The organism is Neorhizobium sp. NCHU2750, assembly GCF_003597675.1.
Lineage (GTDB): Bacteria > Pseudomonadota > Alphaproteobacteria > Rhizobiales > Rhizobiaceae > Neorhizobium.
Window position 1 is genome coordinate 2,551,443 of the sequence record NZ_CP030827.1, and the last position, 26,097, is coordinate 2,577,539.

31 protein-coding genes are annotated in these 26,097 nt (G+C 62.3%); 12 read left to right on the top strand and 19 right to left on the bottom strand.

What is annotated here, in order from left to right:
* The first annotated feature begins 269 nt into the window (after positions 1-269).
* The gene (locus NCHU2750_RS12425) at positions 270-1,214 is read left to right on the top strand and encodes a LysR substrate-binding domain-containing protein (protein ID WP_119940782.1); all 945 of its coding nucleotides are present in this window, start codon (positions 270-272) and stop codon (positions 1,212-1,214) included.
* Between the two features lie 6 nt (positions 1,215-1,220).
* On the opposite strand, the gene NCHU2750_RS12430 is transcribed toward NCHU2750_RS12425, so the two are convergent.
* The gene (locus NCHU2750_RS12430; protein WP_162939609.1) at positions 1,221-1,457 is read right to left on the bottom strand and encodes a hypothetical protein; all 237 of its coding nucleotides are present in this window, start codon (positions 1,455-1,457) and stop codon (positions 1,221-1,223) included.
* A gap of 115 nt (positions 1,458-1,572) precedes the next feature.
* Here NCHU2750_RS12430 and NCHU2750_RS12435 point away from each other — a divergent pair, with 115 nt between their 5' ends.
* Positions 1,573-2,469, top strand: a complete 897-nt coding sequence (locus NCHU2750_RS12435) for a LysR substrate-binding domain-containing protein (protein WP_119940784.1) — start codon at positions 1,573-1,575, stop codon at positions 2,467-2,469.
* A 27-nt stretch (positions 2,470-2,496) separates the two neighbouring features.
* Here NCHU2750_RS12435 and NCHU2750_RS12440 read toward each other — a convergent pair whose 3' ends face one another.
* Entirely contained in the window at positions 2,497-2,832 is a 336-nt protein-coding gene (locus NCHU2750_RS12440; protein ID WP_119943297.1) for a hypothetical protein, read from the bottom strand.
* A 422-nt stretch (positions 2,833-3,254) separates the two neighbouring features.
* Here NCHU2750_RS12440 and NCHU2750_RS12445 point away from each other — a divergent pair, with 422 nt between their 5' ends.
* Positions 3,255-4,757, top strand: coding sequence for a S10 family peptidase (locus tag NCHU2750_RS12445; protein WP_119940785.1), 1,503 nt, complete (start codon positions 3,255-3,257; stop codon positions 4,755-4,757).
* Positions 4,758-4,905: 148 nt separating this feature from the next.
* Here the strand turns inward: NCHU2750_RS12445 and NCHU2750_RS12450 are convergent, their stop codons facing one another.
* Complete coding sequence (locus tag NCHU2750_RS12450; protein ID WP_119940786.1) at positions 4,906-5,115, bottom strand: hypothetical protein; 210 nt, start codon at positions 5,113-5,115, stop codon at positions 4,906-4,908.
* Positions 5,116-5,178: 63 nt separating this feature from the next.
* Here NCHU2750_RS12450 and NCHU2750_RS12455 point away from each other — a divergent pair, with 63 nt between their 5' ends.
* A complete protein-coding gene (locus NCHU2750_RS12455) occupies positions 5,179-7,134 on the top strand; it encodes a methyl-accepting chemotaxis protein (protein WP_119940787.1) in 1,956 nt (651 codons plus the stop codon).
* Between the two features lie 58 nt (positions 7,135-7,192).
* Here the strand turns inward: NCHU2750_RS12455 and NCHU2750_RS12460 are convergent, their stop codons facing one another.
* Genes NCHU2750_RS12460 through NCHU2750_RS12475 form a run of 4 tightly spaced genes read right to left on the bottom strand, consistent with a single transcriptional unit; the run spans position 7,193 to position 9,796 of the window.
* Positions 7,193-8,428: an MFS transporter gene (locus NCHU2750_RS12460; protein ID WP_119940788.1), complete on the bottom strand. Its 1,236-nt coding sequence runs from the start codon at positions 8,426-8,428 to the stop codon at positions 7,193-7,195.
* Positions 8,425-8,754 (bottom strand): hypothetical protein, encoded by a 330-nt coding sequence (locus NCHU2750_RS12465; protein WP_119940789.1) that lies wholly within the window; start codon positions 8,752-8,754, stop codon positions 8,425-8,427. Before NCHU2750_RS12465 ends, NCHU2750_RS12460 begins: the two co-directional genes overlap by 4 nt.
* A gap of 1 nt (position 8,755) precedes the next feature.
* Complete coding sequence (locus tag NCHU2750_RS12470) at positions 8,756-9,319, bottom strand: cysteine hydrolase family protein (RefSeq protein WP_119940790.1); 564 nt, start codon at positions 9,317-9,319, stop codon at positions 8,756-8,758.
* 36 nt (positions 9,320-9,355) lie between these two features.
* A complete protein-coding gene (locus NCHU2750_RS12475) occupies positions 9,356-9,796 on the bottom strand; it encodes a MarR family winged helix-turn-helix transcriptional regulator (protein WP_119940791.1) in 441 nt (146 codons plus the stop codon).
* Between the two features lie 184 nt (positions 9,797-9,980).
* Between NCHU2750_RS12475 and puuD the strand changes: the two genes are divergently transcribed.
* The 3 genes from puuD to NCHU2750_RS12490 all read left to right on the top strand — a co-directional run bounded on the left by puuD (position 9,981) and on the right by NCHU2750_RS12490 (position 14,819).
* The gene (puuD, locus tag NCHU2750_RS12480; RefSeq protein WP_119940792.1) at positions 9,981-11,222 is read left to right on the top strand and encodes a urate hydroxylase PuuD; all 1,242 of its coding nucleotides are present in this window, start codon (positions 9,981-9,983) and stop codon (positions 11,220-11,222) included.
* A gap of 20 nt (positions 11,223-11,242) precedes the next feature.
* The gene (gene guaD / locus NCHU2750_RS12485) at positions 11,243-12,559 is read left to right on the top strand and encodes a guanine deaminase (protein ID WP_119940793.1); all 1,317 of its coding nucleotides are present in this window, start codon (positions 11,243-11,245) and stop codon (positions 12,557-12,559) included.
* A 313-nt stretch (positions 12,560-12,872) separates the two neighbouring features.
* The gene (locus NCHU2750_RS12490; protein WP_119943299.1) at positions 12,873-14,819 is read left to right on the top strand and encodes a methyl-accepting chemotaxis protein; all 1,947 of its coding nucleotides are present in this window, start codon (positions 12,873-12,875) and stop codon (positions 14,817-14,819) included.
* A 79-nt stretch (positions 14,820-14,898) separates the two neighbouring features.
* Here NCHU2750_RS12490 and NCHU2750_RS12495 read toward each other — a convergent pair whose 3' ends face one another.
* On the bottom strand, positions 14,899-15,777 hold the full coding sequence (locus NCHU2750_RS12495; protein WP_205583849.1) for a LysR family transcriptional regulator: 879 nt from the start codon (positions 15,775-15,777) through the stop codon (positions 14,899-14,901).
* A 76-nt stretch (positions 15,778-15,853) separates the two neighbouring features.
* Between NCHU2750_RS12495 and NCHU2750_RS12500 the strand changes: the two genes are divergently transcribed.
* The 5 genes from NCHU2750_RS12500 (at position 15,854) to NCHU2750_RS12520 (ending at position 19,551) form a co-directional block, all read left to right on the top strand.
* Positions 15,854-16,822 carry a quinone oxidoreductase family protein gene (locus NCHU2750_RS12500; RefSeq protein WP_119940795.1) on the top strand — a complete coding sequence of 323 codons (969 nt, stop codon included), beginning with the start codon at positions 15,854-15,856 and terminating at the stop codon, positions 16,820-16,822.
* A gap of 140 nt (positions 16,823-16,962) precedes the next feature.
* Positions 16,963-18,108 carry an alpha-hydroxy acid oxidase gene (locus tag NCHU2750_RS12505; protein WP_119940796.1) on the top strand — a complete coding sequence of 382 codons (1,146 nt, stop codon included), beginning with the start codon at positions 16,963-16,965 and terminating at the stop codon, positions 18,106-18,108.
* 127 nt (positions 18,109-18,235) lie between these two features.
* Positions 18,236-18,760: a hypothetical protein gene (locus NCHU2750_RS12510; RefSeq protein ID WP_119940797.1), complete on the top strand. Its 525-nt coding sequence runs from the start codon at positions 18,236-18,238 to the stop codon at positions 18,758-18,760.
* A 105-nt stretch (positions 18,761-18,865) separates the two neighbouring features.
* Positions 18,866-19,252 (top strand): helix-turn-helix domain-containing protein, encoded by a 387-nt coding sequence (locus NCHU2750_RS12515; protein WP_162939610.1) that lies wholly within the window; start codon positions 18,866-18,868, stop codon positions 19,250-19,252.
* 20 nt (positions 19,253-19,272) lie between these two features.
* The gene (locus NCHU2750_RS12520; RefSeq protein WP_162939611.1) at positions 19,273-19,551 is read left to right on the top strand and encodes a hypothetical protein; all 279 of its coding nucleotides are present in this window, start codon (positions 19,273-19,275) and stop codon (positions 19,549-19,551) included.
* An 89-nt stretch (positions 19,552-19,640) separates the two neighbouring features.
* Here the strand turns inward: NCHU2750_RS12520 and NCHU2750_RS12525 are convergent, their stop codons facing one another.
* The 11 genes from NCHU2750_RS12525 to puuE form a co-directional block, all read right to left on the bottom strand.
* Positions 19,641-20,609 (bottom strand): DUF1003 domain-containing protein, encoded by a 969-nt coding sequence (locus tag NCHU2750_RS12525; protein ID WP_119940800.1) that lies wholly within the window; start codon positions 20,607-20,609, stop codon positions 19,641-19,643.
* Positions 20,610-20,865: 256 nt separating this feature from the next.
* Positions 20,866-21,633 carry a hypothetical protein gene (locus tag NCHU2750_RS12530; RefSeq protein WP_119940801.1) on the bottom strand — a complete coding sequence of 256 codons (768 nt, stop codon included), beginning with the start codon at positions 21,631-21,633 and terminating at the stop codon, positions 20,866-20,868.
* A 70-nt stretch (positions 21,634-21,703) separates the two neighbouring features.
* Positions 21,704-21,970 (bottom strand): Txe/YoeB family addiction module toxin, encoded by a 267-nt coding sequence (locus tag NCHU2750_RS12535; RefSeq protein WP_119940802.1) that lies wholly within the window; start codon positions 21,968-21,970, stop codon positions 21,704-21,706.
* A 9-nt stretch (positions 21,971-21,979) separates the two neighbouring features.
* On the bottom strand, positions 21,980-22,243 hold the full coding sequence (locus NCHU2750_RS12540) for a type II toxin-antitoxin system Phd/YefM family antitoxin (RefSeq protein WP_119940803.1): 264 nt from the start codon (positions 22,241-22,243) through the stop codon (positions 21,980-21,982).
* 70 nt (positions 22,244-22,313) lie between these two features.
* Positions 22,314-23,060 carry a metallophosphoesterase family protein gene (locus NCHU2750_RS12545; protein ID WP_119940804.1) on the bottom strand — a complete coding sequence of 249 codons (747 nt, stop codon included), beginning with the start codon at positions 23,058-23,060 and terminating at the stop codon, positions 22,314-22,316.
* The gene (uraH, locus tag NCHU2750_RS12550) at positions 23,060-23,416 is read right to left on the bottom strand and encodes a hydroxyisourate hydrolase (protein ID WP_119940805.1); all 357 of its coding nucleotides are present in this window, start codon (positions 23,414-23,416) and stop codon (positions 23,060-23,062) included. The genes NCHU2750_RS12545 and uraH overlap by 1 nt, the downstream gene beginning before the upstream one ends.
* Positions 23,413-23,928: an ureidoglycolate lyase gene (locus NCHU2750_RS12555; protein ID WP_119943301.1), complete on the bottom strand. Its 516-nt coding sequence runs from the start codon at positions 23,926-23,928 to the stop codon at positions 23,413-23,415. The genes uraH and NCHU2750_RS12555 overlap by 4 nt, the downstream gene beginning before the upstream one ends.
* 1 nt (position 23,929) lies before the next feature.
* Complete coding sequence (locus NCHU2750_RS12560; protein ID WP_119940806.1) at positions 23,930-24,289, bottom strand: HepT-like ribonuclease domain-containing protein; 360 nt, start codon at positions 24,287-24,289, stop codon at positions 23,930-23,932.
* Positions 24,286-24,579 carry a nucleotidyltransferase family protein gene (locus NCHU2750_RS12565; RefSeq protein WP_119943303.1) on the bottom strand — a complete coding sequence of 98 codons (294 nt, stop codon included), beginning with the start codon at positions 24,577-24,579 and terminating at the stop codon, positions 24,286-24,288. Before NCHU2750_RS12565 ends, NCHU2750_RS12560 begins: the two co-directional genes overlap by 4 nt.
* 61 nt (positions 24,580-24,640) lie before the next feature.
* The gene (gene uraD, locus NCHU2750_RS12570; protein ID WP_119940807.1) at positions 24,641-25,138 is read right to left on the bottom strand and encodes a 2-oxo-4-hydroxy-4-carboxy-5-ureidoimidazoline decarboxylase; all 498 of its coding nucleotides are present in this window, start codon (positions 25,136-25,138) and stop codon (positions 24,641-24,643) included.
* Complete coding sequence (puuE, locus tag NCHU2750_RS12575; RefSeq protein ID WP_502703790.1) at positions 25,135-26,067, bottom strand: allantoinase PuuE; 933 nt, start codon at positions 26,065-26,067, stop codon at positions 25,135-25,137. Before puuE ends, uraD begins: the two co-directional genes overlap by 4 nt.
* Positions 26,068-26,097 lie beyond the last annotated feature (30 nt).

Sequence of the window (26,097 nt, forward strand, 5' to 3'; positions counted from 1 at the left end):
CCTTGCCGCCATGTGCTGCCCCGTCCCTCGCCAGCCCTCCGAAAAAACGGGCAAGGTGGAGACGCAGGTACGCGTGAAAGAACCCCTTTCCCGCCTCTCTGGCAGGCCGGATTTCAGGCATGGAGGATCGCTTTGCGGACAGCATGTCTTGCTCCACATTTGGTTGTCGCGGGGATGGCGTGGCCGGATCATTGCCGCCGATTGCCGCCACATTCCAATTCGAATAGAGTGACGAGCGATCAAGAGAACTTATCGACAAGAGCCCGCCGATGAAGCTGTCCCGCCAGTTTCCCCTGAATGCGCTGAGGGTCTTCGAAGCCGTCGCCCGGCTGCGGAATTTCACCCGCGCCGGCGAGGAACTAGGCATGACGCAGACCGCCGTCACCTACCAGATCAAGCTTCTGGAGGATTATCTCGGCGCCGAGGTCTTCATCCGCAGGCCGCGGGCGCTGCAACTGACCGAAACCGGTGAAAGCCTGATTGCGAAGATCACCGATGCCTTCGCGCTTTTGACTGATGCCGTTACCGATGCACGCCGCACGATCGGCGAGACGCTGGAAATCCAGTCGCCTCCGACCTTCGCCTCCCACTGGCTGTCGCGCCATCTCGGCGATTTCCAGAACAGGACCCCGCATCTGAGCGTCCGCCTGAACCGCACCATGGGCCCTGCGGGCGCCGATGCCATGCCGGGCGACGTGGCGATCCGCATCGGGCCGGAGCCCTGGGATGGACTGGTCTGCCACCACCTCTTGACCCTGCACTATACCCCCATGCTGCACCCGAAGCTTGCCGACAGCATTGGCGGCATGACCGAGCCGGCCGATCTTCTGAAACTTCCCTGGATCTCCGACACGAAGGACATATGGACCGGCTGGTTCGACGCCATGGGGCTTGATCCTCAGCGCATCCGCCATGTCAATCTCAACACCTTCGGCGCGCTTGACCTGCAGGCCAATGCCGCGATGTCCGGCCACGGCGTCGCCATGCTGAGCCCGTTCTTCTTCGCCGACGAGCTGGCTTCGGGGCGGCTGATCCAGCCCTTCGAAAACAGCATCGGCGACGGCAAGAGCTATTGGCTCACCTATGCGCCATCCCGCCGCAACCAGCCGAAGATCCGTGCCTTCAAGGCCTGGATCGAGGAAACGCTCGCCCGTGACCTTGCCGAACGCGACCTCATAACCTTCGCAGATCGTGAAATATCCCCTTCGACCTGAGACAACTCACAGCGACCGTGGCGGCCGCTCGATCATGTCCCAGGCACTGGATCGCGGAGAGCGATTGACCGTGCTGGGCGATATCCGCCCGTCGGCCAAGCCGAGATCGGTGCGTTGATGCCGGTCGAGTGCTGCCGCATCCCTACCGTCGGCCAGGTCACGACCAGCGGGGCGTGGGCCGGCATGGCGGTATCGGCCGGCACCTATCAGGCGCAAAAACGCCGTGAACAGACCAAGGGGCATGGCCTCTCCTCCTTCTTTCACCATCGTTGAATTGATGTCTATGATCAAAGGATGCGCCGGTTTATGCTGCATTTCCAACGAAACATCCGTCTGTATGCATAAAGAGAATTGATCCATGAAAATATCGAAGCAATTCCCGCTCAACGCCCTGAAGGTCTTCGAGGCGGCGGCGCGGCAGTTGAGCTTCACCAGGGCGGGCGCGGAACTGGGCCTTACCCAGACCGCCGTCAGCTACCAGATCAAGCTTCTGGAGGAGACGCTGGGCGAGCAGCTTTTCCTGCGCCGGCCGCGGCAGGTGACCCTGACGGATGCGGGCGCAAGGCTTGCCCCGAAGATTTCCGAGGCCTTCGACCTGATGGACGAGGCGCTTGCCGGCACCAGGGATCATTCGGAAGCGACGCTGATTATCCACACCACCGCCACCTTCGCCTCGCGCTGGCTGGCGCATCATCTCGGCACTTTTCAGTTGGAAAATCCGGGCATTGCGGTCAGGCTCGAGACCGCGCAGGAGACCGTCGACTTCAGCCGCACCGAGGCGGACGTGGCGATCCGCAGCGGCAATGGCCGCTGGCCGGGATTGAAGGCACATTTTCTGATGAAGAGCGATTTCACCCCGATGCTGAGCCCGGCTTTGGCCGCTACGATCGGCGGCGTCCACCAACCGGCCGATCTGTTGAAGCTCAGGATCATCGATCCCGGCGATTTCTGGTGGCCGCTCTGGTTTGCCACGGCAGGTCTGCCCGATGTCGATCTGAAGGGGCGCCCGCTCAGCCGTTTCGGCGCCCAGACATTCGAGGCCGCAGCCGCAATCGCCGGCCAGGGCGTGGCGATCCTCAAGCCGGAATTCTATGCCGACGACGTGGTGCTCGGCCGCCTGATCCAGCCCTTCGATCTCAGGGCATCGGATGGCAGCGACTACTGGTTCTGTTATCCCGAAACCCGCCGGCATTCGAGGAAAATCCGCGCCTTCCGCGATTTCATGCGCAAGACGATGCCGACTTTCAGGGACTGATGTCTGGCTGGCTGCCGGCCAGGTCGCTCAATAGCTCATGTCGGGAGCATAAAAACAGCGCAGCGTATCCTCGGTCGGATAGAGGCAAAGGTGATATTCCTCGTCCTGCGACCGTCGCGTCTCGCTCTGCGGCATGGTGAAGTGATGCGGCCTTGTGATCAGCCGGTGATCTCCCGGCGCAAGCGAGATCTCGTAACCCTGGTTGGTGACCTTGACGTTGCGCGTCGAGATCATCTGGCAGTCGCCGGTCTTGCTGTCGCCGTTGCAGCAATAGCCGTCATATTTCCACGTAACCCCATTGGCACTGTGGGCCTCATGGGCAACGGCGGGACTGATCCCGACGCCGGTCACAAACGCAATCATCGCACCTGTAAGAATGCATTGCCTGTTTTGGGGCATCAGCCTGTTCTCCGTTGATGGATGCCATCTCCGGCGGCGTGACGGACGCAATACCCGGCACCGCCGGTTGAATTTGCACATGCTACAATAGCCGAGTCGCCTTAGCCGGCTAAGCCCGGCCTTGGTGCGATGCACAATTATCTTTTAGCGCAGATAAATATTCGATGGATGCGGCGCTTGAACGCCGTCACGGTTTTTCGGGTTCCACCTCCGGAACAAAATCCACCCCGAATGGCCGGCGCCCCCCCCCCCCCCCGAATGGCCGGCGCCCCCAATGACCGGCGCCCATGCCCATACCGGATCACAACCCCAGATGAGCGAGAGTTGAATTCCGCTGACGGGCAACATCCCTTATCGTCGGCCCAGACGAGAATGGAGGAGACGCCATGCATGTGAGCCGTTACGCGACGATTGCCCTGATCCTGCTGGCCCTTGGTGCCGGCCCGGCATGGGCGCAGGAGCAAAGCCGCAGCGCCGGCACGACCTCGATCTTCGATCTCCTGCCCGACGATGCCTCGACCGAGCATGTGCTGTCGACCCCGAAGGGAGAGTTGCACTATACAGCAACGGCTGGAACGATGGACCTCTTCGGCCAGTCGGGCGCCAGGAATGCGGAAATCTTCTACACCGCCTATACCGTGCCCGCCAAGGACACGCCCCGCCCCCTCACCTTCGTCTTCAACGGTGGACCGGGCGCGGCCTCGGCCTATCTCCATCTCGGCCTGATCGGACCCGAGATTGCCAATCTCGGCGGAGCGGCCCGCGACGGCACCGCGCCGACGCTTGAGGATAATCCCGAAACCTGGCTCGGCTTTACCGACCTCGTGTTCGTCGATCCGGTCGGCACCGGCTGGAGCCGCGCCGCCTCCGACGCCCAGAACGCCTTTTACGGCGTGCGCGCCGATGCCGAGAGCCTGGCAAAGTTCATCGCCCTCTACACCCAGAAGAACAGCCGGATTTCCTCGCAGAAATACCTGGTCGGCGAAAGCTATGGCGGCTTCCGCTCGGCCAAGGTGGCAAAGGCCCTGAAGGACAGCCAGAGCATGCTGGTGTCCGGCATCGTCATGGTCTCGCCGATGATCGACGGCCGCTTCCTGACGACGGCCGATACGGACCCGGTCACTGCCGCCCTGCTTCTGCCCTCGCTTGCCGCATCGGAACTGGAGCGGAAGGGCGAGTTTTCATCCGAAAAACTGAAGGAGGCGCAGGATTATGCGATGAGCACCTATCTCGTCTCCCTCGCCGGTGCCGCACCTTTAGGCGCCGAGGCCGATGCGCTCTATGCCCGTGTCGCGGCACTGACGGGATTGCCGAAGGATATCGTTGCCCGCACCCGCGGCTTTATCGGCTCCGTCTATCGCAGGGAGGCTGCCGGCGACGGCAAGGTAGTCAGCATCTATGACGGCGCCGACATGTCGGTCGATGCCTATCCCGAGCGGGCCAATGTCATCAACGACGATGCCATCCTCGACGGCTATACGCGAGCCTATGGCGCCATGTTTGCCGCCTATGCGAGAGACGACCTGCATTTTTCGACCGACATGACCTACACGCTGCTGAACAACGACGTGAACCGTCAATGGGACTGGGACGGCGGCCGGTCGAATGCCAATGCCTCCGACGACGTGAGAGACCTTCTCTCCGTCATCCCTTCCTTCCGCCTCGCCATCCTGCATGGCTATAGCGACATATTGACGCCCTATGGCGTGTCGCAATTCATTCTCGACCACCTGCCGGAGCAGCTCGGCCGCGGCCGCACCGAGCTGAAACTCTATCGCGGCGGCCACATGTTCTACACCGATCCCGCCTCGCGCATAAAGGCAAGCGAGGACATCCGCGCCTTCTACGAGGCAACAGGGCCGGAAGCGACGGAGAGGCCGCGGGGCTGAGAAGGCCTCGCCGTGACCTATGCCGGATATGTGATCGCAGCGTGGCGCCGGGTCACGTCCGGCCGGCCGAAATGATGGATTTCGTTAAGACTTGGGTCCTACGAACGGCTGGTATTCCAAAGCCGGATAAAGCGATAAAAATATGATATCATTTTACTTTTTCGATTTCCCTGGCGCGGCGCAGGTCTTTGCTGCCGCAGGCCATGATCGCAATCCACGCCAGACGCGCACGATCCGCAACTGACCGCATGAGGCCGCGACCGGCCGCCGGACCCGGTGCCAGATGCCATTCTTTTGGCAATCCGGATGACAGTTTCAAATCGCCCGATGCCAGGGCGACAACCGTGAATGTCCACATTTTATAAGGTCCGTCGCTCCATCACGGGGAAAGCGAGGACCATGTCAGATTTTGGACTCCCCCATGTCATTTCTGAAAAACACCAAGACCCGCACGAAGATCCTCTGTGTGCTCGGGCCGATGTGCCTCATCGGCATCGGCGGCACTTCCTATCTGTCCTACAAGTTCAAGCAGTCCGATCGCGTCTATTCCAACTTCATCTCGCATGACAACATGTCGGCCGTGGTCATCACCCGCCTTCCGCTGCAGATGGTGACGGCCGGTTACTCGGCCTATCAGGCCGTCACCTCGCCGACCGCTTCTCAGAGCGAGGCCGATGCGCGCAAGGGCTATACCGCGGCCAAGGCAAACTTTGCCGCGCAGGCCGATCTCGCCATCAAGCTCGTGCCGCAGAAGACCGATCTCATCAATGCCGCCCGCACCGAAGGGCAATCGATCTTCGCCGACATGGACCGCGCGATCGACCTCGAGCAGGCGGGTAAGCGCGACGAGGCACTGGCAGCGCTCGACCAGACCCGCAGCCGCATCGCCGCATGGCGTTCCGGTGTCGGCAAATGGAACGATGCCGGCCTGCAGGCGATCGTCGACGAAACCAAGGTTCTCGCCGGACAGACGAACAGCACCGTGACCACCTCGCTGGTCTCGCTCGGCATTCTCTTCCTCGCCGGCATCCTGGCGGCAATGTTCGTCGTCGCGCGCGGCGTCACCGGCCCGATCGACCGCCTGCGCAACCGCATGCTCTCGCTGGCCAACGGCCAGACGGAAGCCGAGATCGACGGGCTCGACCGCAAGGACGAAATCGGCCAGATGGCCGATGCCGTCGCCGTCTTCCGCGACAACGCGCTGGAGCGCGCCCGGCTGGAGCGGGAGGCCGATGCCAACCGCAGCCTTTCGGAGCGCGAACGCATCGAACACGAGGAGCAGAAGGCCCGCGAGGCGGAAGCCGTCCGCTTTGCGGTCGACAATCTGGCGCTCGGCCTGGCAAGGCTGGCCGATGGCGATGTCTCCTACAGGATCGCACAGCAGTTCACGCCGGCACTTGACGGTGTCCGCAGCGACTTCAACAATTCCGCCGAAAAGCTCGAAGGCGCCCTCACCCGCGTCGCCGAAAATGCCCGCGGCATCGGCGCCGGCTCCAACGAGATCAAGTCGGCCGCCGACGATCTCGCCAAGCGCACCGAGCAGCAGGCAGCGGCGCTGGAGGAGACGGCAGCAGCACTGGAAGAGATCACCACCACCGTGCGCGATGCTTCCAAGCGTGCGCAGGAGGCAGGCGCCCTCGTGTCCCGCGCCCGTGACGGTGCAGAACGCTCCGGCGAGATCGTGCAGCAGGCCGTACGCTCGATGGAAGCGATCGAGAAATCCTCGGGCGAGATCGGCAACATCATCGGCGTGATCGACGAGATTGCCTTCCAGACCAACCTTCTGGCCTTGAATGCAGGCGTCGAGGCGGCTCGTGCGGGTGAAGCCGGCAAGGGCTTTGCCGTGGTCGCCCAGGAAGTCCGCGAGCTCGCCCAGCGCTCGGCCAATGCCGCCAAGGAGATCAAGACGCTGATCAGCACCTCCAATCAGCAGGTGACGGAGGGCGTCGATCTGGTCGGCCAGACCGGCCGCGCGCTGGAACTGATCGTCTCCGAGGTCCAGGAGATCAACCGCCATGTCGCGGCGATCGTCGAGAGCGCCCAGGAACAGTCGTCCGGTCTTCAGCAGATCAACACGGCCGTCAACCAGATGGATCAGGACACCCAGAAGAACGCCGCGATGGTCGAGGAATCCACCGCCGCCAGCCACAGCCTGTCGCGCGAGGTCGCCTCGCTCAACGAGCTTCTAGCCATGTTCAAGCTGCCGTCTGCGCAGGCGGGCCGCATGGCACCAGCCCCGCGCGGCGCCACGGGTTCCGAAGCACCGGCCGCATCGCCTGCCCGTGCGCTCGGACAGCGCCTCGCCCGCAGTTTCGGCGGACGGTCCTCGGCCGCCGCCGCAACAGCGGCCAGCACGGACAGCTGGGAAAACTTCTGATCCCGGAGTGAAACCGGCGACCGCCTGCCATTGGCGGGCGGTCGCCCTGATCGACCCTCTATGTCCCGGCACCGGGTTTCTGCTTATTGAAGCGGGCCGCATAGACGGCACCGACGATGGCAGCGGCGATCCCCGCTGCAGCACCGATCGCCATTGCCGGGCGCGGGCCGAGATGATCGGCAACCCAGCCGGTGATCGGCGCCCCGATCGGCGTTCCCCCGAGCGCGATCCCGACGCGCAGGGCCATGATCCGCCCCCGCATCGCCGCATCCGTCGACAATTGCATCAGGCTGTTGGTGGCATTGGTGAAGGTCAGCGCCGCGACCCCGATCGGCACCAGCGCCGCAGCAAACCACCAGTAGTTCGGAGCAAGCGCCGCGGCCATGCATCCGATCCCGAACACGCCGGCGCTGAGCTTCAGATCCCGGAACCGGATCGTCGCCCTTCCCGCATTCCAGAAGGCGCCGCCCACCGTTCCGATGGCGATGATCGACGACAGCAGGCCGTAGGAAGCGGCATCCGCGTGAAATAGGCTGATCCCCATGACCGAGACGAATATCGGGAAATTCAGTCCGAACGTGCCGATGAAGAACAGCATGACGAGAATGGCCATCAGGTCGGGGCGACCTCGGAGGTAACGCAATCCCTCGATGAAGCCGCCCTTGCCGGGTGCCGCCCTCTTGCTGGGCTTGAGTTCGCGTTTGCGCATCATCATCAGCGAAACCAGCACCGCAAGAAACGACAGGCCGTCGGCAAGGAAGCCCCAGCCGGTTCCAATCGTGGCGATCATGGCGCCGGCAACGGCAGGCCCGACCATGCGTGCCAGATTGAAGGAGGTGGAGTTCAATGCCACGGCATTGGGCAGGTCCTCATCGCCGACCAGTTCGGAAACGAAGGTCTGGCGCACCGGCGCATCGATCGCAGACGCGATACCGAACAGCAGAGAGAGAATATAGACGTGCCAGAGCCTGACGACCCCGGCAACGGTTAGCGCTCCGAGCACCAGTCCCAGCACGCCCATGGCGGCCTGCGTTGCCATCAGCAGTCGCCGCTGGTCGAGGCGGTCGGCCGCAAGGCCAGACCACGGCAGGAGAAGCAGCTGCGGCGCAAATTGCAGCGCCATGACGATACCCATGGCCGAACCACTGTGATCGGTGAGGTGCGAAAACACCAGCCAGTCCTGCGCGGTGCGCTGAATCCATGTGCCGATATTGGAGACGAGCGCACCCGCCGCCCAGATCCGGTAATTGACATGCGCAAGCGAGCGAAGGCTGCGTGGCAGCTCCCGCGTCATGGACGCTTTGCCATGGTCCCGCCGTGGAACTGGCCGAAGTGGCGGGCGCAGAACAGCGCGATGCCGAATGCGCCGAGACCGGCGGCAAGAACATCGGCCGGTTCGCCGATCTGCAGTGCGCCCAGCGTGATGATGAGAATGTAGGCGACGACGAGATTGGCAAAACCCCACAGCGTGTTCACTGTGGAAGATGACAGTCCCACGCCATGCGGCTTGGCGAATGGTGACTGGAATGGCCGGCCGAGAACGCCGCTGACCACATGCGGCACCGCATTCATCAGGAAGGCGCCACCTAAGAACAGGCTGATATAGTGAGGAACAGACATATCACTGGGTCCGCTGTGTGAGAAGGTCGATCACATCCCCGACAAGGCCGGTTTCGCCCAGCCGAGGGAACAGTTTTTCGGTGCTGTAGGCATGCGCCTCCGCCCGGGGATCCATCATCGCGTCGATGGCAAGCGTCACGTTGAAGCCCGCCTCATGGGCCTGCCGCGCTGTCGCCTCGACGCCTGAGCCGGTCGCAACGCCGCAGATCACCACCTGCGTGACGCCGAGCGCCTTGAGGCGTGCCTCGAGATCGGTGGTCGCGAATGCGCCCGCCGTATATTTCGTCACCACGATATCGGAAGCCTGCCGGTTAAGTTCGGGCAACAGATCGACAAATCCATCCGGCAGCGGCCCCGAATGCCGCCCGGCTTCGGTGCGCCCCGGCGCGCTGCCGGCAACATTGACGAGCACGACCGGCAGGCCCTGGGCGCGAAAGGCGCCGATCAGCGCCACCGCGCGCTCGACGACCGGCGCAAGGGCTGCGGCTGGCACCATGCCCGCCACCCCCACCTGGAGATCGACAACGATCAGCGCGGTATTGTCGTCAAGAACGGTCAGGGCCATCGGGCTCTCCTTCAAAAGGCTGCGGCGCCATCTGCATCAGTCCTCCTCCACCAGCCGCTGCAGAAGCACGATCGCAGCATGCACCTGCGCCTGTTCTTCAGCGGAAAGCGTCGCGTCTATTCTTCGCGTCAGCCAGTCCTGCCGGGCCGCACGCCCTTCCGCGATCATCGCCCGGCAATCTTCCGTCAGGGACAGGATCGTCTGCCGTCCATCGGAAGGATCAGGCATGCCCACCACCAGCCCGCTCGCTTCGAGCGAGGCGATCAGCGCGCCCATCGATTGCGGCCGCATGCCCTCCGCCCGCGCCAGGGCCGAGGTTGTCATCTGACCGTCCTTCTCCAGCCGGACAAGCACGGATGCCTGGCTGGCCGTCAGGTTTCCCGGATGGCCCTGCGCCCGCAGCTTGCGCTTCAGCTTGCTCGCCAGCGAACGAAGATCCTCCGCAACGAGGGCGGCGATGGAAATGGTGTCAGTCATATCGCCTCAATATCATATATGAAGTCAAACTGTAAAGTTTACCTTCATATATTTGACGACCGGCCCGCGTAGAAAATCAGCCGCGACACGACAACGCATGCCGTGCTGCGGCGCCTTGCCCCTTTCCTCCTCCGCGTTTTTTGCCCACACTCATGAGTCGGGGAATAAAAACGGGAACAACCGAATGTATGAATATGCCGTCGCCTGGGAATGGCTGAGTTTTGCGGTGCGCTGGTTTCATGTGGTCACCGCGATCGCCTGGATCGGCTCGTCCTTCTATTTCATTGCGCTTGATCTCGGACTGGTGAAGCGGCCGCATCTGCCGCCGGGCGCCTATGGCGAGGAATGGCAGGTCCATGGCGGCGGCTTCTACCACATCCAGAAATATCTGGTCGCACCGGCCCAGATGCCCGAACACCTGACCTGGTTCAAATACGAGAGCTATTTTACCTGGCTGTCCGGCTTCCTGATGCTCTGTCTCGTCTACTACGGCGGCGCCAATCTCTTCCTCATCGACCACTCGGTGATGGAACTAGAACCCTGGCAGGCGATCTGTCTGTCGCTGGCGTCACTCTCGATCGGCTGGCTGTTCTACGACCAGCTCTGCAAGTCGAGGCTCGGCAACAATACCTGGGGCCTGATGATCCTTCTCTATATCCTGCTGGTGCTGATGGCATGGGGATATACGCAGATCTTCACCGGCCGCGCCGCCTTCCTGCATCTCGGCGCCTTCACCGCGACGATCATGTCGGCCAACGTCTTCTTCATCATCATCCCCAATCAGAAGATCGTCGTCGCGGACCTGATTGCCGGGCGAACACCGGATGCGAAATACGGCCGCATCGCCAAGCAGCGCTCGCTGCACAACAACTACCTGACGCTGCCCGTCATCTTCTTCATGCTGTCGAACCACTATCCGCTGGCCTTCGGCACAGAGTTCAACTGGATCATCGCGGCACTCGTCTTCCTGATGGGCGTCACCATCCGCCACTGGTTCAACACCACCCATGCACGGAAGGGCAAGCCGACCTGGACCTGGCTCGTCACCGTCATCCTGTTCATCCTCATCATCTGGCTGTCGACCGTGCCGAAGGTGCTGACCAGAGAGGCGGAAACCTCGCAAGCCTCGGCGATGACGCCGATGAGCCAGAAATTTGCCGCCAACGAACATTTCGGCGCCGCCCGCGACGTCGTCATGGCCCGCTGCTCGATGTGCCACGCCGCCGAGCCCGTCTGGGACGGCATCACGTTTGCGCCGAAAACGGTGAAGCTGGAAACCGATGCACAGATTGCCAGCCACGCGCGGGAAATCTATATCCAGGCCGGCAGAAGCCATGCCATGCCGCCCGGCAACGTCACCGACCTGTCTCAGGACGAACGCAAATTGCTTGTGGCATGGTATGAAAGCACCGTCGCATCGAGATAGTTCCAACCCTGAAGGTTCTCATGACGCCCACCCTGATCCGCGGACGCCTGCTCTCCTTCAAGCGTGCCCCCCAGTCGCTCGCCGATGGCGAAAGCTATAGCTACCAGCATGATGGCGGCCTGCTTGTCGGCAATGACGGCAGGATCGCCGCGATCGGGGATTATGCAGCGGTGAAGGCCGCGGCTCCGGATGACGTCACCGAGATCGACCATCGCCCGCATCTCATCCTGCCGGGCTTCATCGACACGCATGTGCATTTTCCGCAGATGCAGGTCATCGCTTCCTATGCGGCAAACCTCCTGGAATGGCTGAACACCTATACCTTCCCGGAGGAATGCCGCTTCGTCGAAAGCGATCACGCCACCCGTATCGCCACGCATTTCTACGAAGAGTTCCTGCGCCAGGGCACGACGACGGCGGTGGCCTATTGCTCCGTCCACAAGACCTCTGCCGACGCCTTCTTTGCCGAGGCCTTGAAGCGCAACATGTGCATGGTCGGCGGCAAGGTGATGATGGACCGCAACGCCCCGCAGGGCCTGCTAGACACGCCCGAAATGGGCTATGACGAGACCCGCGCCGTCATCGACGAGTGGCATGGCAAGGGCAGAAACCACGTCGCCATCACCCCCCGCTTCGCCATCACCTCGACGCCCGGCCAGATGAAGGCGACCCAGGCGCTGGCGGAGGAATTTCCCGATCTCTTCATCCAGACGCACCTGTCGGAAAATCACGACGAGATCCGCTATACCTGCGAGCTCTACCCGGAAGCAAAAGACTATACCGATATCTATGCCCGCTATGGCCTGCTCGGGAAAAAGACCCTGCTCGGCCACGCCATCCACCTGTCGGAACGGGAGATGGATGCATTGTCGGAGGCAGGCTCGATCGCCGTCCACTGCCCGACCTCCAATCTCTTCCTCGGCTCCGGCCTCTTCCCGATGAAGCAATTGATGCGTAGGCAGAAGCCGGTGCGCATTTCCGTCGCCACCGATATCGGCGGCGGCTCCAGCTATTCGATGCTGAAGACCATGGACGAGGCTTACAAGATCCAGCAATTGCTCGGCGAACGGCTGAACCCGCTGGAAAGCTTCTACCTGATGACCAGAGGCAATGCCGAGGCGCTGTCGATGGAGACCGATATCGGCACGCTCGATATCGGTTCGGTGGCCGATCTCGTCGTGCTGGACGCAGCGGCAACGCCCGCCATGAAGCTCAGGATGGAGACGATCTCGACATTGCCCGAAGAGCTTTTCCTGTTGCAGACGATCGGCGACGACCGCGCCGTCGTCGAGACCTATGTGGCGGGCAAGCCGATGAAGCCAGCGCCGGCCGCTTGAGACGCAAGTGAACGGCAGCGCCAGATAAAAATACATGAAGTGCACAAGCGGCTTTCCGCGTTGTGCAATCGTTAACTCTCCGGGCGCAATCTGGGCAAAGGCAGAGAAGTCGTCTCTTCGCTATGACAGCGAATGCCTCCATCGAACATTCACTAGATCCTGAAGCATGCTCATTTCGGAGCAGCGGCCTGAGGGAAAGACTGGAACGTTGCGGCCGATCGGGGTGTCCCTGATCGCCATCGCGGCGGCGTGTCCGCAAGGTCTGACCGACAGCTCGCTCCCGGCTCCGAACGGACCTTACCGAGATAACCAGATGACCTTTTTGAAGAACGCCAGCATCCGGGCGAAAATTATGTCGCTCATTATCCCGATCTGTCTCGTCGCGATCGCCTCCTCCCTCTATCTGTCCAGCGAGTTCAAGCAGTCGGACGGGCTTTACGAGCGCTTCATCGCCAACGACAACCAGGCCGAAGTGGATCTGGTCGCCTCGACCCGCAGCCTCGTTGCAACCGGCTATTCCACCTATCAGATCCTGCTGCACAGCCAGACGTCATCGGTCGACGACGCCTTGAAGGGCTTCTACAAGGAAAGCACGACCAGCCTGATCGGCCGCATCGAGCAGGCCAAGAAGGGCTCGCCCGAATATGCCGACCAGCTCGACACTTTCGCGACCCGCGCGAAGGAAGTCGTCGCCCGGACGGATGCGGCGCTGAAGCCCGGCCAGAGCGCCGAGGACACCAGGGCCGCGCTCGCCAAGGCCGACGCGCTGATCCAGCCTCTGCTGTCCGACATGCGCGACCTGACCACCAGGATGAAGGACAACATCCATCTGCGCTCCAGTCATCTGGCTGCACGGACGAACTCCACCATCGTGATCTCGCTCACCGTTCTTGGCATTGTCTTCGTCGTCATGATCGTCGCTGCGCTGTTCGTTGCCTCGCGCGGCATCACCACGCCGATCGCCAGGCTGCGGCACCGCATGGTTTCGCTCGCCGATGGCCAGACTGACGCCGCCGTCGACGGTCTCGACCGCAAGGACGAAGTCGGCCAGATGGCATCGGCCGTCGCCATCTTCCGCGACAATGCGATCGAGCAGGCAAGGCTCGAAAAGCAGGCAAACGACCACCGGTCGCTGTCGGAGCGCGAACGCCTTGAGCGGGAAGCCCAGAAGGCGCAGCAGGTCGCAGACACGCAATTCGCAGTCAGTGAACTCGCCACCGCCCTCGACCGACTGGCCGGCGGTGACGTCGCCTACCGCATCGACCGCGCCTTCGTTGCCGAACTCGATACGCTGCGCACCAACTTCAACAGTTCCGCCACCAATCTCGAGGATGCCCTGCATGCCGTCGGCGACAACGCCCGCGGCATCGATGCCGGCGCCAACGAGGTCCGCCAGTCGGCCGACCAGCTAGCCAAGCGCACCGAGCAGCAGGCAGCCTCGGTCGAGGAAACCGCAGCAGCACTCGAGGAGATCACCACCACGGTGAAGGACGCCAGCCTGCGGGCCGAGGAAGTCGGCAAGCTGGTGGCGCAGACCCGCAAGGGTGCCGAACGCTCCGGCGGCATCGTCCAGAACGCCATCACCGCCATGCACGAGATCGAGCATTCCTCAGCCGAGATCACCAGCATCATCGGCGTCATCGACGATATCGCTTTCCAGACCAACCTCCTGGCGCTGAATGCCGGCGTCGAGGCAGCCCGTGCCGGTGAAGCCGGCAAGGGATTTGCCGTCGTCGCACAGGAGGTCCGCGAACTGGCACAGCGCTCCGCCGCCGCCGCCAAGGAGATCAAGCGACTGATCGACACGTCCGGATCGCATGTGCGCTCCGGTGTCGAACTGGTCGGCGAAACCGGCGCCGCCCTGCAGGCGATCGTCACCGAGGTGCAGGACATCAACCGCCATGTCGATGCGATCGTCGAATCGGCGCGCGAACAGTCCGTCGGACTTCAGGAGATCAACGTCGCCGTCAACGCGATGGACCAGAGCACCCAGCAGAATGCCGCGATGGTGGAGGAATCCACCGCCGCCAGCCACCGCCTGGCCCAGGAGGCGCAGGCGCTCAACCGGCTCCTGTCGCGCTTCAAGCTCAGCGGCGCGGCTGGCAACATGAGGGCTGCCCCATCGGCCGCCCCGCAGCCGGCCACCGCGTCATCCCGCCCGACCGCCTCGCCCGCCCGCTCCCTCGGCAACCGGCTTTCCGCCGCCTTCGGCGGTGGCTCGGCCGCGGCCGTGAAACAGGAAAGCTGGGAAGAATTCTGATCGCCATTCGGGCCGCAACACAAACAACGGACGGGCGGCATTTGCCGCCCGTTCTGCTTGAAAGGCCATCGGATAGCGACTAGAGCCGGCTCGCCCGTCTTATCCCGTCCGTGATCGCATCCATAACCACGCGGATGACCGGTGCGTCGCGGATGTCGGAATGCACCACCAGCCAGATGTCCCGCGTCACCGGCACATCCTCGGCGATGGCCACGGTGAGCCCATGTTCCGCCCCGACGAAGAAATCCGGCAGGATGGCGATGCCGCCGCCGGCACTTGCCGCAGCCCGCTGGAACTCCAGCGTCGATGCCCTGATGCCGATGCGCCGCTCGCCGGCAACCGCGACAAGCCTTCGATGCTGCGGCGATGCTTCCATATCCGCACCATAGGCGATGAAACTCCAGTCCCGCTCCTCAGTCGCCGCCAGATAGGATGGCGACGCATAGAAATTGAAGGCGACACCGCCGACCCGTGTCACGGTCAGGTCGCCCTCTTCCGGTCTCGCCAGCCTCACCGCGATATCCGCCTCGCGCCGGTTGAGCGAGGCATAGCGCTTCTCGCCGACCACCGTGATCTCGATCTCGGGATGGCTCTGGCGCAAGCCGGCAATCGGCCCCGGCAGCAGCACGGCCGAGAGTGCCGGCGGCGCGCTGATCCTGACCGTACCCGCCAGACGATCCTGCCGGAGCGCCACCTGGCTGATGGCAAGCGCCTGCTCTTCCATCTGCCCTGCGAGAGCCGCGATGCGCTCGCCGTCCTGGGTCAGCTCGATCCTCCGCCCACGTCGATCAACGAGCCGGGTCTGCAACTGCTCTTCCAGCATCGCCACCCGCCGGCTGACCGTTGCATGCTCCACGCCGAGCGCGCGAGCGGCACCGAGCAGCGTGCCCTTCGTCGCCAGCGCACGAAAATGGCGCAGGTTTTCCCAATCCGGAATTGTCAATTTTTTCCCATTCATTGTCGAATTGTAGGGAATTTTCAAACATGCCGCCAGCCGCCAGTATCCGCCATGAGAGTTTGAATGGAGAACAGTCATGAGCGATCGCGAAATACACCTGATGGGCTGCGGCGGGACGGAAAAGCTAGAAATACATCCCCAGCCACCGCTGCATCCCGGCGCCGGTGAAATCCTTGTCCGGCATCGGGCGATCGGCATGAATTTCGTCGATATCTATCATCGCATCGGCACCTACCCGCTCGCCGCCTACCCCGCCATTCCCGGCGTCGAGGCGGCCGGCATCGTCGAAGAAGTCGGTCCCGATGTGACCGGGATCGCTCCGGGAGATCGCGTCGCCTATGGCGCAACGCTCGGCGCCTATGCCTCCACCCGGCTGCTGCCCGCGCACCGGGCAATCCTGCTGCCCGACGACATCTCGTTCCAGGCCGCCGCCGCATCGATGCTGAAGGCCATGACGGCCTATATGCTCCTCCACCGCACCTATCCCGTCTGCGAAGGAACGGTCGTGCTCGTCCATGCCGCAGCCGGCGGCCTTGGCGCCATCATGGTCCGCTGGGCAAAGCAGCTCGGCGCCATCGTCATCGGCACGGTCGGCACCGAGGAAAAGGCGGTTCTCGCCAAGCAATACGGCGCAGACCACGTGATTGTCGGCCGCAACGCCGACATCGCCCCACAGGTGAAAGAACTGACCGGCGGCAGGGGTGTCGACGTGGCCTATGATGGGATCGGCGGCAGCACGCTCGCCCGCAGCATCGCGGCAACCCGCGCCTTCGGCACGATCGCCTCCTTCGGCCAGCCGGCGGGGCCGATCCCGCCGATCGAGATCGAAACGCTGAGACCCGGAAAATCCCTGACGCTTCCCTCCATCATGGCACATGCCGCCGATCCGGCCAATTATCGAGAAGCGGCCGAAGCCGCGATCGAGGCCATGCGGCAGGGCATGGCAGCGACGATCGCCGGAGAATTCCCACTCGACGACGTGGCGAAGGCGCAAACATTGCTGGAAAGCGGCAGCGCCGCCGGCAGCCTGTTGCTGATCCCCTGACAGTTCCTGACGGAATGTGGCGCATCGCGGCATGTTGATCCGGCACGTTCGCCGACATGCCGCACGCAGTGCAACATTCCTGTGGCAGCATGCCGCGGATGTGCTAAGCCTCCTTCATCATTCAGGAGGAAATTCGCATCATGTCCAAGCCGTTGACCATCGCCGATCTGAAGACAAAGGCCCGTCGCCGGGTACCGAAGATGTTCTTCGATTATGCCGATAGCGGCGCCTGGACGGAAGGCACCTACCGCGCCAACGAGGACGATTTTTCGAAGATCAAGCTGCGCCAGCGCGTGCTGGTCGATATGACCAACCGCTCGCTGTCGTCCACCATGGTCGGGCAGGACGTGGCCATGCCCGTCGCGCTGTCGCCGACCGGCCTGACCGGCATGCAGCATGCCGATGGCGAGATGCTGGCGGCAAAGGCTGCGGAAGAATTCGGCGTGCCCTTCACCCTGTCGACCATGAGCATATGCTCGATCGAGGATGTGAAATCGGTAACCTCCAAACCCTTCTGGTTCCAGCTTTACGTGATGAAGGACCGCGGCTTCATCGAGCGGTTGATCGGCCGTGCCAAGGCCGCCGGCTGCTCTGCCCTCGTCGTCACCGCCGACCTGCAGATCCTGGGCCAGCGCCACAAGGACCTGCGCAACGGCCTCTCCGCCCCGCCGAAATGGACGCTGAACAGCGCCCTGCAGCTTGCCACCAAGCCCTTCTGGTGCATGGAAATGCTGCAGACCAAGCGCCGCGGCTTCGGCAATATCGTCGGCCATGCCAGCAATGTCTCCGACCTCTCCTCGCTCTCGGCCTGGACCGCCGAACAGTTCGACCCGCGCCTTTCCTGGGACGATATCCGCTGGATCAAGGATCTGTGGGGCGGCAAGCTGATCATCAAGGGCATACTGGATGAGGAAGACGCTCGCGCCGCCGCCGATACCGGCGCCGATGCGCTGATCGTCTCCAACCATGGCGGCCGCCAGCTCGACGGCGCCCCCTCCTCCATCTCCATGCTGCCGAAGATCGTCGAGGCCGTCGGTGATCGGCTCGAAGTGCATATGGATGGCGGCATCCGTTCCGGTCAGGACGTGCTGAAGGCCGTGGCACTCGGCGCCAAGGGCACCTATATCGGCCGCCCCTTCCTCTATGGCCTCGGTGCCATGGGCAAGGAGGGCGTGACGACGGCGCTCGACATCATCCGCAAGGAGATGGACATCACCATGGCGCTTTGCGGCAAGCGCGACATCAAGGATTGCGGCAAGAACATCATCGCCTCCTCGCCGTTCTGATCTCCGAACACCTGCAAACCGGTTTACCGGGATGGAGCGGCGCCGCGAATGGCACGCTCCCCTCGCGTCAGATCAGGCAGCGGGGCGCTCGGCCCTATCCTTTCATGCGCGTTCACGAGGCAACCGGATGAACAAGGTTCTGATTGTCTTCACCGAAAGCCTGCTTGCCGATCTCGGCGAGCGCCCGGGACGCAACAAGCTCGAAAAGCAGAAGGCAGCAACGCCCCGGATCGCCCTGCAGGCAGTCCTCGCCCGCCTGTCGCGCGACATGCAGGGTAGCGCTGGCACAAGCCATCTGCGCGCGGATGTTCTCGAAGAACCAGTCAACACCCGCGCCTATTATCGGCCCGAAAGCCTGGCCGATCTGCTGGTGAATTTCAGGGCGTTGACCCGCATCCCGGCGAAGAGCAAATTCGCCGCAGAACAGCCGGAAGCCTATCTCGCAGTGTTTCACTACTCCCGGCTGGGCCTTTCCCTGCTGGCCGGCTATGTTGAACCGGGCGGACAACCGTGTCTGGTGATTTTGCGGGCGATGAACGATGCCCGGCTGTCAGGCCCCTTCGGCAAGATCACGACCTCGGCCTCCGAATTCGACAGCCATCTCAAGATCGTGATGGAAGCCGCCGCCGATGCCATTGCTCCGCACTCTTGACCAACAGATCTGTTGTTTCAGACAACAACATCCACCTCTTGACACACACGGGACTTCACCCTACCTGTTGTGCTACAGAACAACGCTATCCGGATGGTGACCACCATGCCTACGGTTTTGCAGAAAAAGAACGGCACTGCCGAGGAAAATCAGGAGATGGTGGCTGGCAAGGTCTCGGCGACGCCGGCTCGGGCGCGCTCCGTCTCGCTCGAAACCCCGAATATCGAAGTGTTGGGCGACAAGGACCGCAAGGAGGTCCTGACGCTGGCGGGCAAGGAAATCGCCTCGACCATCGGCTCGCGCGTTCTGCGCGCCATGCTGGCGGAAAGCGGCATGTCGATGCGTGAAGTGGCGCGCCGGTCGGGTTTCGACGTCTCGCTTCTCTCCAACATCGCCAAGGGCAAGCGCACATCCGGCCCTGAGCTCTGGACGCTGGTTGCGCTCGCCGAGGCGATGGGTATGGACCTTGATCTGCACTTCTCCAAGCGATGAACAGGCTCGACGTCGTTCTGATGCTGTCGACGCTTCTGGTGGCGGTCCCGACGGTGCGCGCCGCCTATCGCATTCTGCTGGCCAGATGGAAGAGCGACCGGGCAGAACGCAAGGAGGCAGCAATGCCGTCACTTGCCCCACAACAGCGTCAGACCGCGAAAGTCGAAATCGACCTCCTGAGAAATCAGGCCGGTGACCTGATAGAATTCAGCACCCTGGTTCCCACATGGGCAGTCTGCTTTGGGCTGCTCGGCATGTTTCTGAACATCATAGCCCGCGCCATTCCTTTTTTCGGATAGATCGCACAGTCCTCTGCACGACGATGGCGATCGGCAAGGCATGCCGGCGTCCGCCGGAATACCGTCAGCTCACGTTCAGGCTCTAGCCCTCATTCGGCCGGCTTGACCGCTGCCGGCTTTGCGGCGGCGGGCTTTGCCGTTTCCGATTTCGCCGTTTCCGCCTTGGCGGCCTTCGGCTTGGCAGCCTTGGCCCTGCGGGCGGCCTTCACCACCGGGCGCGCCGCCTTCAGCATCCGCTTGGCGGCCTTTGCCTGGTCGTTCATCATTTCGATCTGCACCTGCTGGATTTCCGTCAGCCGTTCCCACTGGCGGTTGAGCAGATGGTCGACCTTTTCATGCAGGTGCCTTATTTCCAGCTCGGCCTTGAGGTTGACCTTGTAGTCGTTGAGCGCCCTCAGGCGATCCTTGGCCTCCTGCCGGCGCTGGCTCATCATGATCACCGGCGCCTGGAAGGCGGCAATCGTCGACAGCACGAGATTGAGCAGGATGAACGGATAGGCATCGAAGGCTTCCTGCTGCCCGAGGATGATATTGGCACCCATCCAGATGGCGAGGAAGGCGAAGAAGCCGATGATGAAGGTCCAGCTTCCGCCGAAGATCGCGACGCCATCGGCGACACGGTCACCAAAGCTGCGGTGGTCGTCATATTCGTCCTCGACATTCTCCGCCAGCGTGTCATGCGTCCTGAGGCTCTCGACGACTTCGTCCTCGAGCGAGGATAGCTCGCCGCGTTCGTCCTTCAGAAGCTCCGAAATATAACGGCCGCGGATATCGTCGACGGTCCGGCGATTGACGTAATCGTCGGCATGCAGGTTCGGATGCTGGTTTCTTAGATAGTCGACCAGTGCCGGTCGCAGGTCGTCGACGCGGATCGCATCCTTGCGCTTCAGCTGCGCGCCGGTCACCGCATCGACCAGCCGCACCGACTTAGCCTTGGCCTGCTCGATACTCTCGGAATAGGCGTCCATCTCCACGGCAGCGGTTTCGCCATTGCCGGTGTCGAAATCGACGATCTTGTAGTCGTCTTCGTCATCGAGGGTGATGGTGTCATTGCTCATGCCAAGGCCTCCATGGATCGGCGGGCTGGTGCCATCGCCGTTGAAGCATCGCGGTAGAAACTCTTTTTGTTCGAGAGCACCCGCGTCATCTGGCAGGAATGGACATCGCGGCGATGAGTGAGCGCGCCGAGACAACGACCAAAGACTTGGCCAATTTAAAGGCATGCAATGGCGAATTCGGGGGCTGCGCGCAATCGTCGCGATCCGGCGCCCGATGCCGACAATTGCTGCCATCCGCTCACCCGCGGTAAACCGCTCAGCCGCACCAGCCGTTTTTGCCCGCACCGGGGCGCTTGGCCAGCCCCTCATTGACCAGAATATCGGAAAGCGAGCGGCCATTGCGGGTAATGTCGCGCAGCTCATGGCCATCGACCTCGGCATCATTGCCCTTCCAGCTCACCAGATCGAACGGGCCGGAATCGAGAAAGGCACGCACCCTGAGCTTGGCGTCGCTCGCCTTGATCCGTTCCGCCTCGCAATGCGGCTTGTTGATATCCGGCACCTCGACGCCGACCAGCCTTATCTTCTGGCCATGGACGACGAAACGGTCGGCGGTCACGACGCAATCGTCCTGCTTGGCCGAACCGCACAGGAAGAATTTCGCCTGATAGGCACCGGCCATTGCCTCGGCCGATTTCGGCGTGGCGGCAGACAATGCGGCCACCTCGATCCCCGGCTTGCCGACCGGCGCCGGCGGAATGATCGCCGCCGTTCGCGTCTGGTCGGGCGGCCCGACGGGACGCGGCGGCACGGGCGTCGGCAGGCGGAAGACGGTGCCTTCCTGCTGCGGCTTTGCGGCAGCCGTCCGCTCATGCTCGCGCTCGCGGACAGCCGTATGCTCCGGCTTCTCCGCCGTCAGCCTGGCGACGAACCGGCGGGCCGGGGCGAAATTGTCGTAAGCCGCGATCCCGCCACCGACGGCCACCAGCGCCACCATCCACGGCAGGAGCGAGGAGCCCGACCGTGCAGGTGCACGCTTGGTGCTCTTGCGTTTCGTTCCGGTTTTCGCGCGCGCTTGGGCCATGGAATCATCTCCTGTCAGTTCAGACGGGAGTATCGTGGCCAAGCCTTGCGGAATGGTTTCCGACTGGATTTCAGTAGTGGAAACGGCATTGGAGAATGACAAGCATCTGACGTTCTCCCTGCCCTTCGACATAGTAGATCAATCGATGTTCCTGCGATATCCGCCGGGACCATGTCCCTTTCAGCTGGCCTCGCAGAGGCTCCGGTTTTCCCAGCCCCTCAAAAGGATGTCGCATCGTATCTCGCAAAACTTCATTCACTCTCGCGAGCATCTTTCTGTCGTGGTCTTGCCAGTAAAGATAGTCTTCCCATCCGCGTCCGTTCCAGACCAGCAACATAACAGGATGTCACTCCTCAGGGTCGATCAGATCATGATAGACGAGATTTTCACCTGCTTTGGCTTCAGCCAGCGCATCCATCAGTCGCGTGGCATTGGCCGGTGTCGACATCAGGTGAAGCGTCTCCATCATTCCCTCATATTCATCCTTGTCGATCAGGATGACAGAGGGCTTGTCCCGCCTCATGATCTCGACGGCGGTGCGGTCATTGGAAACCTCGTCCAGCAAGCTGGCGAGTTCTTGACGAGCTTGGGAAAACATCACCGTGCGCATACAGACCTCCGATAGACATGTACGATATATAGTACATGTCCGAAAATCTGTCCATTGAGGAACAGAACCCTCACACCCGCCCGGTCGCCAGCGGCTTGGCCCATCCGGGCCGGCCGTTCTTCACCGCCAGCCTCGACATTGCCATATGGTCATAGGCGACATTGCGGAAGGTCGGCACGAAACCCTTTTCGGTTTTCTCGATGACCGCATAGCTCGCCATCGCATGGCCGGTTTCCACCGTGTGATAGACCGGCGCATCGTCGAAATAGGCGGGGCAGCCGACGCTGCCGGGATTGACGATCAGCCGCCCGTCTTCGAGCGTCACCATGCGGGCGATATGGCTGTGGCCGCACAGGATCAGCGGCTGCGCGATGCCGGAAGCCAGAGCCTCGATCTCGTCCTGCGGCCGGATCGTCACATGGCCCTGCGCCGAGACCGTCTCCAGCCAGTAGAGATTGTCGTCCTTCGGCGTCGCATGGCAGACGAACACCTCCTCGCGCCAGACCATGCTGAATTGAAGCTTGCGCAGCCAGTCGAAATGCCGCGGCGCCAGCTGCCGATGGGCGATCAGGTCGGAACCCTGCAACTGATCGGCATCGCTCTCGATCAGGTAGCGGTCATGATTGCCGCGCACCGTCTGCGACCCCGTCATGTCCATCAAAAGCAGCAGATCGCCGGTGCGATCGGCCTCCAGCGGCCCGCTGAAACAGTCGCCGAGATTGACGATGTCGCGAATGCCGAGTGCAGCGATATCATCAAGCACCGCCTGAAGTGCCGCGCAATTCCCGTGAATATCGGCGATGACAGCAAACCGCATCAGCTGCCCCTGTAGGTGGAATAGCTGTAGGGCGAAAGAAGCAGCGGCACATGGTAATGCGCGCTGACGTCAGAAATGCCGAAACGCAGCGGGATGACATCGAGGAAAGCCGGATCGGTGAGCGTAACGCCGCTCTGCCGCAGATAATCGCCGGCATGGAAGACAAGCTCATAGGTTCCGGCGATGAAACTGTCGCCGATCAAAATCGGCCCGCCATCGACGCGCCCGTCTGCATTGGTCGTCACCGTCTTGATCATCGCTCGCCCGTCGCCGTCGATCCTGTAGAGATCGATCTTCAGCCCTTCGGCCGGCTTGCCGGTGGCCGTATCGAGCACATGGGTAGTAAGGCCGGTCATGGCTTGGGCTCCGTGATATCGGGGGTGGCGATCATGTAGGGTGTATCGAAGAAGAACTCTTCGAGATTGGCAGCGGTATTGTCCCGGTCAACGACGAGAAAATCGCTGACCGCGCCGAGCGCCATCAGCGGATGGTGCCAGACATTGGGGAAATAATTCACACCCTGACCGGCAGCCGCAAGGAATATTTTCGGCCGCCCCGGCCCGCCCTCTTCGTCATCCGACACACCGACGAGAAACGGCCGCCCCGAAAGCGGCACGAAACTCTGGCTGCCGAAAGGATGCCGCTCCATCATCCCGACCTCATAGGGAAACTGCCGCTGCTGGCCGCGGAAGATATTGAAGATCAGCCGCTCCGGCTCGCCGACCACAACCGGCTCGGCCAGGCCGTGATAGCGCTCCGTCGTGCCGTTGTTGATCAACCGCATCGTCGTGGGATCGGCCTCGATGACATCGCCATAGGGAGCGAAGGCGGATTTGCTGAGGGGCAGGATCGGGAGGAAATCGGTCAATTCATTCGCCTTGCGCATGCCAGTCGACAACAGTCTGAAGTTTCTCAAGAAATTCGGGAATGGCCACCTGCACCGTTTCCCACACGATGCCGAGATCTATCTCGAAATAGCCATGTGCGATGCGATTGCGGAGCCCCTGTATCTGCGACCATGGGACCTCCGGGTGATCTGCAAGAAACTCGGGATTTTCCCTGGCCATTCGAACGACGGCCTCGCCGAGCATGAGGATGCTCATCCCGACGCCACGTTGCACAAGCAGGTTATCCAGGAATGCTTCGCGGTCCATGCCCTGAACAAACCTGCACGCATCCGCGCCGGCACTATGCATCTGATGGAGATACAGACGTGTCCTGTCCTTCATAGAGGCTTGGCCTCGGAAAGCACGCGCGATCTGATCATTTCCGGCAAGTCACCCGGCGTCAGCAGATCCACCTTGATGCCGGCGAACATCTGCTCGAGTTCATATTGAAGTCCACCGAGACTGAAAAGCGTACTCCCCGGCAGCGCATCGACCAGAATGTCGATATCGCTGTCCGGCCCATCCTCGCCGCGTGCCACCGAACCGAAAACGCGCGGGTTCGCCGCATTGAAGCGTCTTGTCGCTTCGCGGATCGCCTCCCGGTTCCTTTCAAGCACTTCCGATGGTCGCATCGGCATCACTCCTGCTCCCACCACTATAGGCGAGAGCACCACACGAGGAAAGCAGACACCCCTAGCCCTGCGGCAGCAGGGCCGAGAGCCTCAGCAGCGCGATCCGCTCCACCTGGGCGCAGGCGGTGGAAAACTCCTCGTCGGCATTGTTGGAGATCCGCGTCTCGAAGGCGGCAAGAATATCGTCCTTGCCGAGCCCCTTCACCGCGATGATGAAGGGAAAGCCGAATTTCGTCACATAGGCGCTGTTGAGCAGCGTGAACCGGCCATGTTCGTCGGCGCTCAGCCGGTCGAGACCGGCACCGGCCTGTTCCTTTTTGCTGTCTTCCGTCAATTCTCCCGCAACCGCCAGCTTGCCGGCGAGATCGGGATGGGCATTGAGCACGCCAAGCCGCTCCTCGCGGCTTGCCTTGCGGAACTCGGACGCCATGGCCGCATGAACGCCCTTCGCCGTCAGCGGCACCAGGATCAGCCCGGCATCATAGGCACGCTCGGCAATGAAGGGCGAGTGTTCGAACACGCCGCCAAAGGCTGCGATGAAATCCTCTCGTGCACTCATGCGGACACCATCGGCTGATGATGCGCGTGCCAGTGTTTGGCGATCTCGATGCGCTGCGGCACCCAGACCTTGTCGTGGGAGAGCACATATTCCATGAAGCGACGCAGCGCGGCGACGCGGCCCGGACGCCCGACAAGCCGGCAATGCAGGCCGACCGACATCATTTTCGCGCTGCCCTCCTGCCCTTCGCGGTAGAGCGTATCGAATGCGTCCTTGAGATAGGTGAAGAACTGGTCGCCCGAATTGAAACCCTGCGGCGTGGCAAACCGCATGTCGTTGGTCTCGAGTGTATAGGGAATGATCAGGAACCGTTTGCCCTCCGGCCCCGGCACCCAATAGGGCAGATCGTCGGCATAGCTGTCGGAGGAATAGAGGAAGCCGCCCTCCTCCATCACCAGCTTCAGCGTGTTGTCCGAAGGCTTGCCTTGGTACATGCCATAGGGCCGCTCGCCGACAAGCTCCGTATGCAGCCGCACCGCCTCGAGAATATGCTCGCGCTCGCGCTCGATCGGAAAATCCTTGTATTCCAGCCAGCGATAGCCGTGGCTGGCAATCTCCCAGCCGGCCTCCTTCATCGCCGCCACCGCTTCCGGGTTGCGCGCCATGGCCAGCGTCACGCCATAGACCGTGCACTGCATCTTCAATTCGGTGAACAGCCGGAACAGCCGCCAGAAACCGGCGCGCGAACCGTATTCGTAGATCGATTCCATGTTGAGGTTGCGCTGCCCCGGCCAGGGCGCCGCGCCGACGATTTCCGACAGGAGGTTCTCCGACGCCGGATCGCCGTCCATGATCGAACTCTCGCCGCCCTCCTCGTAATTGATGACGAACTGCACCGCGACATTCGCCCCGCCCGGCCATTTCGGATCGGGACTGTTGCGGCCGTAGCCGACGAGATCGCGCGGGTAGTCTTTTATCGTTATCGGCATGTTCCACCTCGAATATCTGCGGCAACGGTA